Origin of the sequence: Paraburkholderia sp. Clong3, from assembly GCF_050436485.1 — a bacterium.
GTDB lineage: Bacteria > Pseudomonadota > Gammaproteobacteria > Burkholderiales > Burkholderiaceae > Paraburkholderia > Paraburkholderia tuberum.
This window is the reverse complement of sequence record NZ_JBNDMH010000002.1, coordinates 3333235-3348830: the sequence shown is the minus strand read 5'-3', so window position 1 is coordinate 3348830 and position 15596 is coordinate 3333235. Positions and strand designations below refer to the sequence as shown.

The window sequence follows — 15596 nt, the reverse complement described above, 5'->3', positions numbered from 1 at the left end:
GGGGATGAATCCCAAAGCTCACCAACCCGATAGTTTACCTGCTCCCGGCCCGAGCGCGCTCGCGCAGTCCGACGCGCTCGTCGCCGAGATCCGCGCGCAGCTCGACGCGGCCGGCGGCTGGCTGCCGTTCGACCGCTACATGGAGCGCGCGTTGTACGCGCCGGGTCTCGGCTACTACAGCGGCGGTGCGCGTAAATTCGGCCTGCGCGCCGACGACGGCAGCGACTTCGTCACCGCGCCGGAATTGTCGCCGCTGTTCGCCGCGACGCTCGCGCGCCCGCTCGCCGAAGCGTTGGAGGCGAGTGGCACGCGCGATGTGATGGAGTTCGGCGCCGGCACCGGCAAGCTCGCCGCGGGCTTGCTCAATGCGCTCGACACGCTCGGCGCCGGGTTCGACAGCTATTCGATCATCGATCTATCGGGTGAGCTGCGCGAGCGGCAGCGCGAAACGATCGCGGCGGCCGCGCCCGCGCTGCTCGCGAAAGTGCGCTGGCTCGACGCGTTGCCGCAGCGCTTCGAAGGCGTGGTGATCGGCAACGAGGTGCTCGATGCGATGCCGGTGCGGCTCTTCGCGCAAAACGGCGGTGTCTGGCGCGAGCGCGGCGTGGTGTGGCGCGACGGCGCCTTCGCGTTCGACGACCGGCCCGTCGCGGCCGCCGCGGACCTCGCGCTGCTGACCGAAATCGATGCGACCCGCGAACCGGCCGGCGACGACTACGTGACAGAAACGCACGAAGCCGCGCGCGCCTTCACGCGCACCATCTGCACGATGCTAGCGCGCGGCGCGATCTTGCTGATCGACTACGGTTTTCCGCGCCACGAGTACTACCACGACCAGCGCGCGCAGGGCACGCTGATGTGCCACTACCGGCACCGCGCGCACGGCGACCCGTTCCTGTACCCCGGTCTGCAGGACATCACCGCGCACGTCGAATTCACCGGCATCGCCGAGGCGGGCGTCGAGACCGGCGCGGACCTGCTCGGCTTCACATCGCAAGCGCGCTTTCTGCTGAACGCGGGCGTCACCGAGGTGCTCGGCGAAATCGATCCCGCCGACGCCGCGCGCTTTCTTCCCGCCGCCAACGCGGTACAGAAGCTGCTGTCCGAGGCGGAGATGGGCGAGCTCTTCAAGGTAATCGCGTTTTCGCGTGGACTCGACGATACGCTGCGCGCCTTTTCGAGCGGTGATCGTTCGCATACGCTGTGATTGTGAATCCGCTCTGGCTCGAGGACTCGCGATGATTCGCTGGCTTTTGACGACCTTCGTTGCCGTCGCGGTGCTGTCGTCGTGCTGGCCGTGGCTGAGGAAGCTCGGCATCGGCCGGATGCCCGGCGACGTGACCTTGCGGCTGTTCGGCCGCGAGTATCCGTTTCCGTTCATGTCGACGCTGGTGCTGTCGATGCTGTTGTCGCTGTTGGCGCGGGTGTTGTAGGCGCCGTCGCGCGCTACCGCCGTCGCGCGCTACTTTACGCCCGCGCGACCTCAAGCCAGCGCAGCCTCTACCGCACGCACGCGCTCCTCATGCACGGCGTCCTTGATGCCGGCCGGCGCATCGGCGAGCCGCTGCGCCACTGCCCCTGCATCCACGCCTCGCGCGGCCACCAGTGCAAGCCTCAGCCGCTCGGCCTGCGGGTACTCGCTCATCTCGAGGCCGAGCCGCCCGCGTGCATCCGACTCGCAGGCCTGCAGCGCCTCGGCGAAGCGCGCCGGCTTCCTGATCGCGTCGCTGCGCTCGAGCAGGCGCACCAGAGCCGCCGCCCCCATCTCCATCACGCGATGAATATTGCCGTGCTCGCGCGCGACCAGCACCGCCAGATCGCGGCACTCGTTCGGCACGCGCAGCCGCTCGCACAGCGGCTTCAGCAGATCGACGCTGCGGCCCTCGTGGCCGATGTGCCGCGGCAGCAGGTCCTCCGGCGTGGTCGCCTTGCCGAGGTCGTGCGTCAGCGCCGCGAAGCGCACCGGCAGCGCGTAGCCCTGCTGCGCGGCATGGTCCAGCACCATCATCACGTGGACACCGGTATCGACCTCGGGGTGATAGTCGGCGCGCTGCGGCACGCCGAACAGCGCGTCGATCTCCGGCAGAATCCGCGCGAGCGCGCCGCAGTCGCGCAGCACGCCGAACATCCGCGACGGCTTCTTCTCCATCAACCCGCGCGACACCTCCTGCCACACGCGCTCGGCCACCAGCGCATCGGCTTCGCCGTCGGCGACCATCTCGCGCATCAGCGCCAGCGTTTCCGGCGCGACCGTGAAATCGACGAAACGCGCCGCGAAACGCGCGATGCGCAGAATCCGCACCGGATCTTCGAGGAACGCGGCGCTGACATGGCGAAAAAGCCGCGCCTGCAAGTCAGCCTGGCCGTTGAACGGATCGATGACCGGGCCGGTCAGCTCGCCGTCCGGGCGCACCTCGCGCGCCATCGCGTTGATCGTCAGATCGCGGCGCGCGAGGTCTTCTTCGAGCGTCACGTCGGGCGCATAGAAAAACTGGAAGCCGTGATAGCCGGCCGCCGTCTTGCGCTCGGTGCGCGCGAGCGCGTACTCCTCCTGCGTCTGCGGATGCAGGAATACCGGAAAGTCCTTGCCCACCGGCCGATAGCCCTGCGCGACCATCTGCTCGGGTGTCGCTCCCACCACCACGTAGTCGCGGTCCTGCACCGGCACGCCGAGCAGCTCGTCGCGGACCGCGCCACCTACTGCATAGATGTTCATGGGCATTCGTCTTGATAGGCGATCGCGTGCGTTTCGCGGCGCGAGGCGTCGATCCATGCATTGACAGCGGGCAGCTCGGCGAGCCGCTCGACATAGGCGGCTGCGGTCTCCGACAACGCCGGCTTCCACGTGTTGAAGCGCATCGCGGCCGGCGCGAACATCGCGTCGGCAATGCCGAATTCGCCGAACAGGAACGGACCGCCGTAGGTCTCGAGGCAGTCGCGCCAGATCGTCTCGATCCGCGCGATATCGGCGAGCGCGCCCGGCGTCGCGTTCTTGCCCGGGAACGACGCACGGATGTTCATCCACATCTTCGAGCGCAACTCGCCGAACCCCGAATGCATCTCGGCGCTGACGCTGCGCGCATGCGCGCGCGCCGCCGCGTCTCGCGGCCACAGCGCGTGTTGCGGGAAGCGCTCGGCGAGCGTTTCGGCGATCGCCAGCGAATCCCACACGGCCTGCCCGGCGTCGTCGATCAGGCACGGCACCTTGCCCGGTCCACGCGGCGCCTGAGCGCGGATCTTCGCATTCGTGTCCGCTTCGTCCAGCAGGATCAGTTCCTCGTCGAACGGAATGCCGAAGTGCGTGAGCAGCAGCCACGGACGCATCGACCACGACGAATAGTTCTTGTCACCAATCAGCAGTTTCATACTTGTTATCAGGTAGAGGGAAAGGCTTCAGCGCCCGGCGTTGGCGCGGAACGTGTCGAGTCGCGAACCCGAGGCAGCACCGCTCAGGTACGTCGGCACGATCGCTTCGATGCTGACCGGTTCGAGTCCGAGCTCGGGCGCGAGCGGCCCGCTCAGAATGTTGGCGACCTTCATCGAATCGAGATTGTCGCGCGAAATCACCGGTTCGCCCGGCGCCAATTCGAAGCTCAACGCCTGCAGGCGCGCGAGCGGCTCGGGCAGACGGATGATGCGCGCATGCTTGCCGATTACGTCGCCGCAGTACGAAACCAGGTCTTCGAGCGTGTAGACGGTCGGGCCGCCAAGCTCGTAGGTGCGGCCGCTCGCGCCATCGAGATCGAGCACGTTGACGATCGCCTTCGCGACGTCGCCGACATAGACCGGTTGGAACTGCGCGTCCGGCATCGCGAGCGGAATGGCCGGAAACACGCGCTGCAGGAACGCGAACTTGTTCAGAAACGCGTCCTCGGGTCCGAACACGACGGACGGCCGGAAGATCGTCCACGCGACGTTGGCCGCATGCACGGCCTTCTCGCCGTCGGCCTTCGAGCGCGAATACATGCTCGGGCCGTTCGGATTGGCGCCTAGCGCGCTCAGATGAATCAGCCGATGCACGCCCTTGCCTTCGCAGGCGGCGACGATGCGCGTCGGCAGCTCGACGTGCGCATGCGCGAACTCCCGCCCATAGGGCTTGCCGCGTTTGCCGTTCAGGATACCGACGAGATTGATTACGCAATCCGCGCCCTCGACGAAGCGCGCGAGTTGCACCTGATCGAACACGTCGGTTTCGAGCACGTCGATCGGCAGCATGGTCAGATGTCGCGCGTTGTAGCGTCGCCGTGTGGCGACGCGCACGTCCTTGCCCATCTCGACGAGCGCGTTGACGAGGTAGCTGCCGATGAACCCTGAACCGCCGATGACCGCGATGGCTTGATGTCGCATTTTTCGACTCCCTGATGGAAGCCGCGGCAACGGCTGGCGAAGCGCGCCGCAACCTCGAAGCGAGATTGCGGCGCCAAGGCGCTTACGGTGCGATGTAACCCAGGCGCGCCTTCAGCGATTGCGGACGGCCTTCGAACAATGCCGCGTAGTAGACCGTGTTGGACAACACATTTTTCACGTAGTCGCGAGTTTCCTGAAACGGAATCGCCTCGGCGAAGACCGCGCCTTCGACCGGGCGCTGCAGCGACTGCCGCCAGTTGCGCGGACGGCCCGGACCTGCGTTGTAGCCAGCGGTGGCCAGCACGGCGGACCCGTCGAACTGATTGTAGATCATCGCCAGGTAGTTCGTGCCGAGCAGGATGTTGGTGTCGATGTCGTTCATCTGCTCGCGCGACACCGGTCCCAGACCGATCTTCTTCGCGACCAGTTGCGCGGTGGCGGGCATCAGCTGCATCAGTCCGCCCGCGCCGACGCCAGAGCGCGCGTTGATGATGAAGCGCGACTCCTGGCGAATCAGCCCGTACGCCCACTCGACGTCGAGCCCGCTCGACTGCGCGTCCTGCTCGACGATGTTGCGGAACGGCGATAGATAGCGCAGCGAAAAATCGTGCTCGCTCTTCGTGCGGTCCGCGGTGTTGACGGTGCGGTCGTACAGCTCGATGCGGCGCGCGTACTCGGCGGCGGCGAGCAGTTGCCGGTCGGACATGTTGCGCAACGGCCAGTTCCACTCGCGATTGCCTTCGAGCCGCAGATTCAGCCCATAGAAGCGCTGCGCGAGATCGAAGCCCGGCGTGGTGCCGGCTTGCTGCACTTCTGCGTCGGTCACGGTGGTTTTCGGCGGCACGGTGATCTTCTGGCCGAGCTCTTCGAGCGCGAGCTGGCCGTAGAAGTTGAAGTTCGACGCGATCGACTGGAATTCCTGACTGGCCGTGGCCGTGTCGCCGGCCTGCTTCAGCGCGCGCGCGTGCCAGTACACCCACGACGATTGCTTGCGCAGCGACTCGGGCATCTGCTCGATCGACCAGCGCACCATGTTCCAGTCGCCTGCGAGCAGCGCGCTGCGTGTGCGCCATTCATACGCGGGATTCGACAGCGGCGCGTTGGCCGACAGCCGGAACCAGTCGACCGCGCCAGGCATCTGCTTGAGCGCGCCCTGATAGCCGATCGTGCCCCAGCCGATCGCGCGTTCCGGCGAATTCAGCGACGGCGCGACCGACGCGAACGTGGCCGCGGCCATGGCCGGATCGTTGCGCGCCATGCGCGTGATGGCGAGCAGCGCCAGCTGGTGCGATTGCGCATCCGGTCCGACGCCGCGCGCGAGCAATAGCGGCGGCGTATTGGTCGCCTGGCTGAACAGCACCGGGTCGGGCGGCTGGTCGCCGAGCGCGTCGACGAGCTTGCTGCCGGTGCTCGTGTAGTTCTGCTCGTACGCGAGACGAATTTGCGCCCAGATGTCGTCGGCGCTGAACTGGTGGTTCACGCCGAGCACCGTGATCAGATCGACGCAGCCGTCGCCGTACCACTTCGGCTCGACGAGCAGCGCGCGCGCCGCGTCCGCGACGTTCTCGCCGCGCGACGCGCGCGATTCGAGCGCGTAGCACTTGACCTGAGTGTCGTCGTCGAGCACGAACTTCGCGTACTGCTGGTCGAAGTTGCTCCAGTCGTGACGCGTGCCGAGCACCGTCAGGTAGTCGTTGCGCATGCGATCGGCGATCGCCTGGCCGTCGTACTTCTGCAGGAACGCGAGCACGGGCGCGTCCGGCGCGTCGATGCGCGCATGGCCGGTCGAATCGAACAGCTGCGGCTTGATCTGGAAGTACTCCAGATACGAGGGCGCCGGATAATTCGGGATCATGCTCGCGAGCTGGGCTGCGCGCGCCGCGTCGTTAGTACGCGCGGCTTCGCGAAGCTGGACGAAAATCTGGTCGTCGTTCGTGAGTTGCGAGATCGGAAGGGGCTTGACGGCCGAGGCAGTGCTGCAGGCCACGAGTGCCGCTGCGGCAAGCGCGATACTGGCCGCGCGATATACTCGAAAAAGGCGTTTTGACATCGTTGTTTCTGGAGCGCGAATTGGACCCAAGCATAGCATGCAACCCTGTCCCGGCAACGAAAAAGGCGCTGCGCCGGATGTTGCTGGAAAGCCGTATACAAGCGGCTTGCGAGCCGGCGAAGAATGCCGCGCTCGGGCGTCGGATGCTCGACGCGCTGAAGCACTACGCGGTACGCAGCGCGGGATTCTACTGGCCGCTTGCCGGCGAGTTCGACGCGCGCGGGGCGATTTCGATCTGGCTTGCCGCGGACTCGCACCACGAAGCCAGTCTGCCAATCATTAAAGAACGTGGCATGGCGCTCGAATTCCATGCCTGGACGCCCGCGACGCCGATGAAAACCGGCCATCACAAGATTGCCGAGCCCACCTCGGGGCGCGTGGTGCTGCCCGAGCTGCTGTTCGTGCCCTGCGTGGGTTTCGACTCGGACGGCTACCGCCTCGGCTACGGCGGCGGCTATTACGACCGCACGCTGGCCGGCTGGCCGGCGGCGCACAAGCCGATCACGGTCGGCATCGCCTACGAAGCGTGCCGCACCGACACGCTGGAACGCGAGGCGCATGACATTCCGCTCGATCTGATCGTCACAGAGGCAGGGTTTCATCCGGCGCTGCCGGGCTGAACGCGCGATGCGCGGCGTGTGACGCGCCGGCGCTTGCGCGGTGTTTCGTCGTTACAGCGAAGCCGCCGCGCGCGCCGCCGTGTCGTACAGGCCCGACGCATTGCGCATCAACTGCGCGGCCTCGCCGATCTGCTGGTTGGTCAGGCCGCTTTCCTTGAGCGTCGAGATCAGGCAGTTTTCGCGCACCTCGCGATACTTCAGGCATAGTTCGCGGCCCGCGTCGGTTGCGGAAAAGAACACTTCCTTGCCGGTCTTTTCGCTTTTTACGTACCCTCTAGCTACGAGCTTTTTCAACGCGTACGTCGCGACGTGCGTGTCCTCGATGTTCAGCACGAAGCAGATGTCCGCGAGCTTCTTGCGGCGTTCGCGATGGCTCACGTGGTGCAGCAGCGACACCTCGATCGCGGTCATGTCCTTGTCGCCGGCCGCCGACATGCAGCGCACCATCCAGCGGTTGAACGCATTGCCCGCCATGATCAGCGCGTATTCGAGTTCCGAGAGTTCCGCGCTGTTCTCGGAGACGAGATGTTCCGACGAAACGATCTTGGTGGGATGACGCGTCATACGAGGTTCCCGTGACGAAAATGGGCTGAAAAAGTGTCGCAAGTGTACGACGATGCTCGCCACCGACGAGCCTGGCAAAAACGCTTATTGGTAAATCGTCGATATTTTATTGATAATGTACGCTCCAAACGTCGCCGACTTCGCGCCGGGCATGCGCCAACGCACCGCGCTGTCCGCCTCATCCTCCGACTCGATCCGGGCCGCCCAGTCATGAGCCAACCACGAATTTTTCCCCTCGGCGATGCCGCGCTCGTCTGCGAAGCGCCGCCGCCCGCCACGCTGGAGTGCCAGCAGCGCGTGTGGGCTGCGGCCGAAGCCGCGCGCGACTGGCCGCAGGTGCTCGAAGTCGTGCCCGGCATGAACAATCTGACGCTCGTGTTCGACCCGCTCTCGACCGACGCCGACGCGCTCGGCGAGCAGTTGCTGACGGCCTGGAACGCAGCGGCCAAAGCCGTCGCGCCCGGGCGCGACGTCGAGATTGCAGTGCAGTACGGCGGCGCATTCGGCCCCGATCTGCGGGCGGTCGCCGAACATACGGGCTTGAGCGCGCGCGAGGTCGTCGAACGTCATGCGGGCGGCGTCTACGTGGTGTTCTTTCTCGGCTTCCAGCCCGGCTTCGCCTATATGGGTGGGCTCGACGCCGCGCTGCACACGCCGCGCCGCGCGTCGCCGCGGCTCGAGGTGCCGGCGGGCTCGGTCGGCATCGGCGGCGAGCAGACTGGCATCTATCCGGCGGTGTCGCCGGGCGGCTGGCAGCTGATCGGCCGCACCGAGGTGCCGCTGTTCGATCCGGCGCGCCGTCCGCCCACGCTGCTGCAGCCCGGCGACCGGGTGCGCTTCACGATCGCGGGGATGCACGCATGATCGACGTGATCCGCGCGGGTCTCCAGACCACGATCCAGGACCTCGGCCGCCACGGCTATCGGCATCTCGGCGTCGCGATGGGGGGGGCGCTCGACCGGCTGTCGCTCGAAGTCGGCAACCGGCTGGTCGGCAACCGCCCCGACGCGGCCGGCCTCGAAATCACCTTCGGCCCGACCGCGCTGCGCTTTTTGCGCGCGACGCGCGTCGCGATCACCGGCACCGAGTTCGGCGCGACGCTCGACGGCAAACCCGTCTATTCGTTTTGGAGTCTGCCCGTGCAGGCCGGCCAGGAGCTCGTGCTGCACGCGGCGAAGCGCGGCATGCGCGGCTATGTCTGCGTGGCGGGCGGCATCGACGTGCTGCCGATGCTCGGCTCGCGCAGCACCGACCTTGCCGGCCATTTCGGCGGACTCGGCGGCCGCGCGCTCAACGACGGCGACCGTCTGCCGGTCGGCGCGCCGCAGCAGCGCGGCCACCTCGGCTTCACGCCCGAGGCGCCCGAGTTCGGCGTGAAGGCGCCCGCGTGGTGCAAGTTCGTGCTGGTCAACGAGCCGCTGCGGCGCGGTCGTCATCCGTCGGGCGTGCCGTGGGCCATACCGATCCGCGTGCTGCGCGGCCCCGAATACGACAGCTTCACCGCGGATGCACAGCAGTCGTTCTGGTCCGACGAGTGGCTCGTGACGCCGAACAGCAACCGCATGGGCTATCGCCTTGCCGGCACCGAGCTGAAGCGCACGCACAAGACTGACCTGCTGTCGCACGCGGTGCTGCCCGGCACGATCCAGGTGCCCCCGAACGGTCAGCCGATCGTGCTGATGAGCGACGCGCAGACCACCGGCGGCTATCCGAAGATCGGCGCGGTGATTCAGGCCGATCTGTGGAAGCTCGCGCAGGTGCGCCTGAACGGTGCTGTCCGTTTCATCCCGACGACGCCCTACGAAGCGCGCCAGGCTTTGCTGGAAGAACGCACGTATCTGCGGCAGATCGATGCCGCGATCGCGATGCATGAAGAGCGTTGCGCGCGCCGGGTGGCGCTCGCGGCGCTGTGACACTAAGTAAAGGAATCCCCATGGAAATCGATCTGAACGCCGATCTCGGCGAAGGCTGCGGCTCCGACGAGGCGCTGCTCGACCTCGTGAGCTCGGCCAACATCGCATGCGGCTGGCATGCGGGCAGCCCCAACGCGATGCGCGACTGCGTGCGCTGGGCCGTGCAGAAAGGCGTGTCGATCGGCGCGCATCCGAGCTTCAACGATCCCGAGAATTTCGGCCGCAAGGAAATGGATCTGCCGGCGGGCGAGATCTACGCGGGCGTGCTGTATCAGCTCGGCGCGCTGTCGGCGATCGCGCAGGCCGAGGGCGGGCGCATCGCGCACGTGAAGCCGCACGGCGCACTGTACAACCAGGCCGCACGCGAGGCGAAGATCGCTGACGCGATCGTCTCCGCGGTGCACGATTTCGATCCGTCCGTGGCGGTGTTCGCGCTCGCCAACAGCGGGCTCGTGAGCGCCGCGCGCAACGCGGGCCTGACCGCGATCGAGGAGGTGTTCGCCGACCGCGGCTATCGCGCCGACGGCTCGCTCGTGCCGCGCAAGGAGCCGGGCGCGCTGCTCGACGACGAGGACGAAGTGCTCGCGCGCACGCTCGTGATGATCCGCGAGCAGCGCGTGAAAGCCGTCGATGGACAGTGGGTGCCGTTGAACGCGCAGACCATCTGCCTGCACGGCGACGGCCCGCATGCGCTGGCGTTCGCGCGACGCATTCGCGGCGCGCTCGCCGAGGCTGGCATCGAAGTGCATGCGGCGGCCGCCGCGCGCGTCTGAGCGTTCGCATCACCGTCCTAGCCACTGCGCGCGTCGCTCCGATCCGGCGCGCGTGACCGATCCAGCGCCCCGCACCCATGCGGGGCGATTGCCAGCCGCGGCATCAATCGCGATGCCCGCTGCAAACCCACGGATGCCGACGCGCATTCACGGGGCAGGTAAAGAGAGTTCGACGCGGCCGCAGAGCCGCGGCAGCACGCCGGCGCATGAGGCCGCATGCACCGGTTCACGTCAGCCGCCACCCGCGGCGAAGTTGAATAGCCTCTTTGGAGATCCTGATGCAGACAACTGTCAGTCTATGGCCGCTCATCGGTGTGGCCGTCATCATCGTTGGCTTTCTGTTGCGCTTCAATCCGATGCTGATCGTGGCCGTCGCCGCGATCGTCACCGGTTTCGCGGCGCACTTCCCGCCGGAAAAAATCCTCGCGCTGATCGGCACCGGCTTCATCAAGACGCGCAACATCCCGCTGATCATCCTGCTGCCGCTCGCGGTGATCGGCCTGCTCGAACGACACGGCCTGCGCGAGCGCGCGCAGGCGTGGATCAGCAGCATCAAGGCGGCGACCGCCGGACGTCTGTTGATCGTCTATCTGCTCGTGCGCGAGCTGACCGCCGCGGTCGGCCTGACCGGGCTCGGCGGCCATCCGCAGATGGTGCGTCCGCTGATCGCGCCGATGGCCGAGGGCGCGACCGAGAACCGCTTCGGCAAGATCGGCGACGCGGTGCGCTTCCGGCTGCGCGCATTCTCGGCCGCAACCGACAACGTCGGCCTCTTTTTCGGCGAGGACATCTTCGTCGCGTTCGGCGCGATCGTGCTGATGACGACTTTCCTGAAGGAAGCGGGCATCGTCGTCGAGCCGATTCACGTCGCCGTGTGGGGCATTCCGACCGCGATCAGCGCGTTCATCGTGCATGGCTTCCGGCTCTGGCTGCTCGACCGCCGGCTCGAGCGTGAATTGCGCGGCAAGGCGCCGGGCGGCAGTTCGAGCGCGACCGCCGCATCGACGCCGCCGTCGGCCACGCGTGCTACCGGAGACGAAGCATGACCTTCACGATCACCTATCTGTTCTGGTTGCTCGGCATCGTGCTGCTGATCGTCGGCGGCATGATCGTCACGGACCGCGAGCATCCGCGCCGCCTCACCGCGGGCGGCTTCTGGATTCTTTACGCGCTGATCTTCCTGATCGGCGACCGGCTGCCGCCGGCCGTGGTCGGCGGCGCGGTAATCGCGATGGCGCTGATCGCGGGCTTCGGCGGCGTCACCGCGGGCAAGCCGAAGACGCTGTCGCTCGAAGCACGTCAGGCGAGCACCGCGCGACTGCGCAACAAACTGTTCGTGCCCGCGCTGACGATTCCGGTCGTCACCGTGATCATCACGCTCGCGGCAAGCCATCTCGTGTTCGGCGGTGTGCCGTTGATCGAGAAGGCCAACCTCACGCTGATCGGCTTCGGTCTGGGCTGCGTGATCGCGCTCGCGATCGCCTGTGTGATCACGCGCGACACGGTCGGCCAGTCGATGAAGGAAGCGCGCCGCCTCGTCGATGCGCTCTCGTGGGCCGCGGTGCTGCCGCAGATGCTCGGCATGCTCGGTCTGGTGTTCTCGGACGCGGGCGTCGGCAAGGCGGTCGCGCACGTGACCACGTCGTATATCAGCCTCGAGTACCGCTTCGTCGCGGTGGCCGTGTACTGCATCGGCATGGCGCTGTTCACGATGGTGATGGGCAACGGCTTCGCCGCGTTTCCGGTGATGACGGGCGGCGTCGGCGTGCCGATCCTCGTCGGCGTGTTCCACGGCAACCCGGCCGTGATGGCCGCGATCGGCATGTTCTCCGGCTACTGCGGCACGCTGATGACGCCGATGGCCGCGAACTTCAACATGGTGCCGGCTGCGCTGCTCGAATTACCCGACAAGAATGCGGTGATCAAGGTGCAGATTCCGACGGCGTTGATGCTGCTGGTGATCAATATCTTTCTGTTGAATTTCTTGATGTTTTTGTAGGGCTGCTGACAAGCGCGTCGTTTTGACAACCGGGATGTGAGCAGACGCAGACGGTCTTGCGCCGATCAACCCGCCTCAACCACGAAGCCGTGCTGCCGCAACAGCTGCAGCACGCCCTTCGGCCCACCCAGATGCAGCGCGCCGATCGCGACGAACAGCGGCTTGTTCGGCGCGGCGAGCTGCAACATTCTCGCGACGAAGCGGCGATTGCGCTCGTAGACGATCCGGTTGTCGATCGAATTGGAGACGCGCGGGTCGCGCGCGAGCTTCTCCGATTTGGCAGCCTGCCACGCGGCGATCGCATCGGCATCGCCGACCCGCCACAGCCGGTGCAGCGTGCGCACGTCCTCGACGTTCTGCGCGGGCGTCTGCACCAGATCCTGCGCGAGCATCTCCCGCTGCTGCGCGGCCGACAGTCCGGTGAACGCGCGCATCTGTTGCGCGAGCGTTTCGAGTCCGACGATCTTGCCGCGCGTCTTCAGATAGACGTTCTGCAATTGCGCTTCGGTGCCGTATTCCGTTTGCAGCCCCGCGGACAGCGAGTCGTAGGTCTCGACCACCAGCGACGCGAGCCACGGCCGCATCTTTTTGATCGCATCGAGCGCGGCCGGGTTGCCGCGCAGCCGCAACGCGAGCTTGTGCCACAGCGGCTCGGGCAGCAGACCCGGCAGGCAGTCGTGCTTGCACACGCCGTACTTCGACACGTCGTCCTGCGACACCAGCAGCTCGTCGGGCGACAGTTCGAGCGCGAGCGTCGGCGACGCGGCGAGCGCCGCGAGGATCGGCGCGCGGAACGGCTGCCCCGCCGGATAGTCGGCGGGATCGCCGACGTGCAGCGTGCCGAGCACGTAGATCGTCGTACTGCCGCGCGTCGCGACATAGAACGGCATGCGCGCCGGTTGCTGGCGCACCGGGCCGCTCGCCGTGGTGCCGGGGATCGGGGGCGGCGCAATCGACGGCGGTGGCGGGCTTGGCACCGTGACGGCAGGACGGGCCGCCTGGGCTGGCGCCCTGGCCGCCGCGCCGGCCGCGTGAGCGATGCAGGGTACGGCCGCGCCGACCGACAGCGCGCAGCCTACGCGAAATAAAGCGGACAGCGACGCGGGAAGAAATACGGAGAAAAAGGCGCGCGCGAGCGCATGAACAAACGCGCAGAGAAACGTGCGAAAAAACTTGCCGGCGAACCTTCCAGCAAATGCGCCGCAGGGCGCGGCGCCTCCCAGCGCACGCGCCCCGCGGCGCCGCGCGAAGACGGCTATCCAGCCGCCCTCACACAAGCGGCGCGCAAGACGACGCGCCGCCACCACATCAGGCATCCACGTCCCCCACCTCTTCAGCGCGGTGACAGGAGACCAGGCGGCCATCCACTTCTCGCAGCTTCGGCTCCTCGCTGCGGCAGCGGTCGATCACGTACGGGCAGCGCTGATGGAACGTGCAGCCCGACGGCGGATTCAGCGGCGACGGCATTTCGCCTTGCAGCTTGATCTTGATCGTGCGGTCGGCCTCGAAGATCGACGGGGTCGCCGACATCAGCGCACGCGTGTACGGATGACGCGGCTTCGAGAAGATGCGCTGCTTGTCGCCGAGTTCAGCGACGCCGCCGAAGTACATGACCATCACGTCGTCGGCGATATGCTCGACCACCGACAGGTTGTGCGAGATGAACACGTAGCTCGTCTTGAACTCGTCCTGCAGGTCCATGAACAGGTTCAGGATCTGCGCCTGGATCGAGACGTCGAGCGCCGAGACCGGTTCGTCGGCGACCACGATCTGCGGATCGAGGATCATCGCGCGCGCGATCGCGACACGCTGACGCTGGCCGCCGGAGAACATGTGCGGATAGCGCTTCGCGTGCTCGGGCCGCAGGCCGACCGTGCGCATCATCTGCGCGATGCGCTCGGCGCGCTCGGTCGCGCTCATCTGGGTGTTGATCGCGAGCGGTTCGCCGAGCGTCTGCTCGACGGTCTTGCGCGGATTGAGCGACGCAAACGGGTTCTGGAACACCATCTGCACGCGGCGCCTGAGCGCCGCGATCTTCTCGTGATTCGCGCCGGCCACGTCCTCGCCGTCGATCAGCAGGCGGCCCGCGCTCGGCGTTTCGATCATCGTCAGCTGACGCGCGAGCGTCGACTTGCCGCAGCCGGACTCGCCGACTACCGCCAGCGTCTTGCCGCGGTCGAGCGCGAACGACACGCCGTTCAGCGCCTTCACCGTGCCGTGCGCGAACATGCCGCGCTTGACCGTGTAGTAGCGCGCGAGCTGGTCGGCGACGAGCACGTGATCGCCAGTACGATCCGACTGGCGACGGGTTTCGGGTACTGCGCTCATCGGGCGCCTCCTTGCGTGTGAACGTTGGCGTCCTTCTCGAGGTTCAGCGGCTTGATGCAACGCACGCGCGTGAGCTCGGCGTGCGCGGGCAGCGGCGCGAGCGCGGGGCGCGCCTTCATGCAGTCGTCGACCACGTACTTGCAGCGCGGCGCGAACAGGCAACCCCTGGGCCGGTCGTCGCGGCCCGGCACCATGCCCGGCAGCGCCGCGAGTCGCACCGCGCCGATGTTGTGCTCGGGAATCGCGGCCAACAGCGCTTCCGTGTACGGATGATGAGGCGCGGCGAAGATGTCCGGCACCTTGTTCGTCTCGATCACCTCGCCCGCATACATCACGGCGACGCGCTGCGCGACCTCGGACACCACGGCCAGATCGTGCGAAATCAGCACGAGCGCCATGCCGCGTTCCTTCTGCAGGCGCATCAGCAATTCCATGATCTGCGCCTGGATCGTCACGTCGAGCGCGGTGGTCGGCTCGTCGGCGATCAGCAGCTTCGGGTTGCAGGCGATCGCCATCGCGATCATCACGCGCTGGTTCATGCCGCCCGACATCTGATGCGGAAACGAGCCGATACGGTTCTTCGCGTCCGGAATGCCGACCTGATCGAGCAGTTCGAGCGCGCGTTTGTCTAGCGCGCTGCCGCGCAGGCCCTCGTGCAGCTTCAGCACTTCCTTGATCTGGTAGCCGACCGTGTAGCTCGGGTTCAGGCTCGTCAGCGCGTCCTGGAACACCATCGCGATGTCCTTGCCGATGATCTTGCGGCGTTCCCTCGCGGAGGCCTTCAGCAGGTTCTTGCCGTCGAACGTGATTTCGTCGGCAGAGACCTTGCCGGGCGCGTCGATCAGGCCCATCAGCGCCATCATCGTCACGCTCTTGCCCGAGCCCGATTCGCCCACCACGCCGACCACTTCACCGGCCGCAACGTCGAGATTGATGCGGTCGACCGCCGGCAGGCCGCCGAAGTTGACCGCGAGATTGCGGATGGTCAGTAAGTTGCTCATG

Annotated in this window: 16 protein-coding genes; 8 read left to right on the top strand and 8 right to left on the bottom strand. The window is 66.9% G+C overall.

What is annotated here, in order from left to right; translation table 11 throughout:
• Positions 1–4 precede the first annotated feature (4 nt).
• Both OKW30_RS19505 and OKW30_RS19500 read left to right on the top strand, forming a co-directional pair.
• Positions 5–1207, top strand: a complete 1203-nt coding sequence (locus tag OKW30_RS19505) for a class I SAM-dependent methyltransferase (RefSeq protein WP_090805533.1) — start codon at positions 5–7, stop codon at positions 1205–1207.
• Between the two features lie 31 nt (positions 1208–1238).
• On the top strand, positions 1239–1433 hold the full coding sequence (locus OKW30_RS19500) for a DUF2905 domain-containing protein (protein WP_018418711.1): 195 nt from the start codon (positions 1239–1241) through the stop codon (positions 1431–1433).
• Positions 1434–1483: 50 nt separating this feature from the next.
• Here the strand turns inward: OKW30_RS19500 and OKW30_RS19495 are convergent, their stop codons facing one another.
• The 4 genes from OKW30_RS19495 to OKW30_RS19480 all read right to left on the bottom strand — a co-directional run bounded on the left by OKW30_RS19495 (position 1484) and on the right by OKW30_RS19480 (position 6397).
• Positions 1484–2716 (bottom strand): multifunctional CCA addition/repair protein, encoded by a 1233-nt coding sequence (locus tag OKW30_RS19495; protein WP_429347403.1) that lies wholly within the window; start codon positions 2714–2716, stop codon positions 1484–1486.
• The gene (locus OKW30_RS19490) at positions 2713–3366 is read right to left on the bottom strand and encodes a glutathione S-transferase family protein (protein ID WP_429347402.1); all 654 of its coding nucleotides are present in this window, start codon (positions 3364–3366) and stop codon (positions 2713–2715) included. Before OKW30_RS19490 ends, OKW30_RS19495 begins: the two co-directional genes overlap by 4 nt.
• A 27-nt stretch (positions 3367–3393) precedes the next feature.
• Positions 3394–4347 carry a complex I NDUFA9 subunit family protein gene (locus tag OKW30_RS19485; protein ID WP_429347401.1) on the bottom strand — a complete coding sequence of 318 codons (954 nt, stop codon included), beginning with the start codon at positions 4345–4347 and terminating at the stop codon, positions 3394–3396.
• 82 nt (positions 4348–4429) lie between these two features.
• Positions 4430–6397: a transglycosylase SLT domain-containing protein gene (locus OKW30_RS19480; protein ID WP_429347400.1), complete on the bottom strand. Its 1968-nt coding sequence runs from the start codon at positions 6395–6397 to the stop codon at positions 4430–4432.
• 77 nt (positions 6398–6474) lie between these two features.
• Here OKW30_RS19480 and OKW30_RS19475 point away from each other — a divergent pair, with 77 nt between their 5' ends.
• Entirely contained in the window at positions 6475–7017 is a 543-nt protein-coding gene (locus OKW30_RS19475) for a 5-formyltetrahydrofolate cyclo-ligase (RefSeq protein ID WP_262421584.1), read from the top strand.
• A 51-nt stretch (positions 7018–7068) separates the two neighbouring features.
• Here OKW30_RS19475 and OKW30_RS19470 read toward each other — a convergent pair whose 3' ends face one another.
• Positions 7069–7581, bottom strand: coding sequence for a winged helix DNA-binding protein (locus tag OKW30_RS19470; RefSeq protein ID WP_184073558.1), 513 nt, complete (start codon positions 7579–7581; stop codon positions 7069–7071).
• Between the two features lie 210 nt (positions 7582–7791).
• Between OKW30_RS19470 and pxpB the strand changes: the two genes are divergently transcribed.
• The 5 genes from pxpB to OKW30_RS19445 all read left to right on the top strand — a co-directional run bounded on the left by pxpB (position 7792) and on the right by OKW30_RS19445 (position 12266).
• Positions 7792–8445 carry a 5-oxoprolinase subunit PxpB gene (pxpB, locus tag OKW30_RS19465; protein WP_184073560.1) on the top strand — a complete coding sequence of 218 codons (654 nt, stop codon included), beginning with the start codon at positions 7792–7794 and terminating at the stop codon, positions 8443–8445.
• Positions 8442–9494 carry a biotin-dependent carboxyltransferase family protein gene (locus OKW30_RS19460; protein ID WP_090802578.1) on the top strand — a complete coding sequence of 351 codons (1053 nt, stop codon included), beginning with the start codon at positions 8442–8444 and terminating at the stop codon, positions 9492–9494. The genes pxpB and OKW30_RS19460 overlap by 4 nt, the downstream gene beginning before the upstream one ends.
• A 20-nt stretch (positions 9495–9514) precedes the next feature.
• A complete protein-coding gene (gene pxpA, locus OKW30_RS19455) occupies positions 9515–10267 on the top strand; it encodes a 5-oxoprolinase subunit PxpA (protein WP_429347399.1) in 753 nt (250 codons plus the stop codon).
• A 278-nt stretch (positions 10268–10545) separates the two neighbouring features.
• Positions 10546–11313: a DUF969 domain-containing protein gene (locus OKW30_RS19450; RefSeq protein ID WP_184065840.1), complete on the top strand. Its 768-nt coding sequence runs from the start codon at positions 10546–10548 to the stop codon at positions 11311–11313.
• On the top strand, positions 11310–12266 hold the full coding sequence (locus OKW30_RS19445) for a DUF979 domain-containing protein (protein ID WP_429347398.1): 957 nt from the start codon (positions 11310–11312) through the stop codon (positions 12264–12266). Before OKW30_RS19450 ends, OKW30_RS19445 begins: the two co-directional genes overlap by 4 nt.
• A 65-nt stretch (positions 12267–12331) precedes the next feature.
• On the opposite strand, the gene OKW30_RS19440 is transcribed toward OKW30_RS19445, so the two are convergent.
• The 3 genes from OKW30_RS19440 to OKW30_RS19430 are packed head-to-tail and all read right to left on the bottom strand — an operon-like array spanning position 12332 to position 15595.
• A complete protein-coding gene (locus OKW30_RS19440; protein WP_184073596.1) occupies positions 12332–13582 on the bottom strand; it encodes a TraB/GumN family protein in 1251 nt (416 codons plus the stop codon).
• Positions 13575–14594 carry a peptide ABC transporter ATP-binding protein gene (locus OKW30_RS19435; RefSeq protein ID WP_090802569.1) on the bottom strand — a complete coding sequence of 340 codons (1020 nt, stop codon included), beginning with the start codon at positions 14592–14594 and terminating at the stop codon, positions 13575–13577. Before OKW30_RS19435 ends, OKW30_RS19440 begins: the two co-directional genes overlap by 8 nt.
• Positions 14591–15595 (bottom strand): ABC transporter ATP-binding protein, encoded by a 1005-nt coding sequence (locus OKW30_RS19430; protein ID WP_429347397.1) that lies wholly within the window; start codon positions 15593–15595, stop codon positions 14591–14593. Before OKW30_RS19430 ends, OKW30_RS19435 begins: the two co-directional genes overlap by 4 nt.
• Position 15596: the final 1 nt, after the last annotated feature.

What these genes read in the sequence shown, in the direction of transcription:
- OKW30_RS19445 (WP_429347398.1), top strand. Translation starts at nt 11,310, where the DNA reads ATGACCTTCACGATCACCTATCTGTTCTGGTTGCTCGGCATCGTGCTG.
- OKW30_RS19485 (WP_429347401.1), bottom strand. Translation starts at nt 4,347, where the DNA reads ATGCGACATCAAGCCATCGCGGTCATCGGCGGTTCAGGGTTCATCGGC.
- OKW30_RS19475 (WP_262421584.1), top strand. Translation starts at nt 6,475, where the DNA reads ATGTTGCTGGAAAGCCGTATACAAGCGGCTTGCGAGCCGGCGAAGAAT.
- OKW30_RS19440 (WP_184073596.1), bottom strand. Translation starts at nt 13,582, where the DNA reads ATGCCTGATGTGGTGGCGGCGCGTCGTCTTGCGCGCCGCTTGTGTGAG.
- OKW30_RS19490 (WP_429347402.1), bottom strand. Translation starts at nt 3,366, where the DNA reads ATGAAACTGCTGATTGGTGACAAGAACTATTCGTCGTGGTCGATGCGT.
- OKW30_RS19505 (WP_090805533.1), top strand. Translation starts at nt 5, where the DNA reads ATGAATCCCAAAGCTCACCAACCCGATAGTTTACCTGCTCCCGGCCCG.
- OKW30_RS19435 (WP_090802569.1), bottom strand. Translation starts at nt 14,594, where the DNA reads ATGAGCGCAGTACCCGAAACCCGTCGCCAGTCGGATCGTACTGGCGAT.
- OKW30_RS19500 (WP_018418711.1), top strand. Translation starts at nt 1,239, where the DNA reads ATGATTCGCTGGCTTTTGACGACCTTCGTTGCCGTCGCGGTGCTGTCG.
- pxpB (WP_184073560.1), top strand. Translation starts at nt 7,792, where the DNA reads ATGAGCCAACCACGAATTTTTCCCCTCGGCGATGCCGCGCTCGTCTGC.
- OKW30_RS19495 (WP_429347403.1), bottom strand. Translation starts at nt 2,716, where the DNA reads ATGAACATCTATGCAGTAGGTGGCGCGGTCCGCGACGAGCTGCTCGGC.
- pxpA (WP_429347399.1), top strand. Translation starts at nt 9,515, where the DNA reads ATGGAAATCGATCTGAACGCCGATCTCGGCGAAGGCTGCGGCTCCGAC.
- OKW30_RS19450 (WP_184065840.1), top strand. Translation starts at nt 10,546, where the DNA reads ATGCAGACAACTGTCAGTCTATGGCCGCTCATCGGTGTGGCCGTCATC.
- OKW30_RS19470 (WP_184073558.1), bottom strand. Translation starts at nt 7,581, where the DNA reads ATGACGCGTCATCCCACCAAGATCGTTTCGTCGGAACATCTCGTCTCC.
- OKW30_RS19430 (WP_429347397.1), bottom strand. Translation starts at nt 15,595, where the DNA reads ATGAGCAACTTACTGACCATCCGCAATCTCGCGGTCAACTTCGGCGGC.
- OKW30_RS19480 (WP_429347400.1), bottom strand. Translation starts at nt 6,397, where the DNA reads ATGTCAAAACGCCTTTTTCGAGTATATCGCGCGGCCAGTATCGCGCTT.
- OKW30_RS19460 (WP_090802578.1), top strand. Translation starts at nt 8,442, where the DNA reads ATGATCGACGTGATCCGCGCGGGTCTCCAGACCACGATCCAGGACCTC.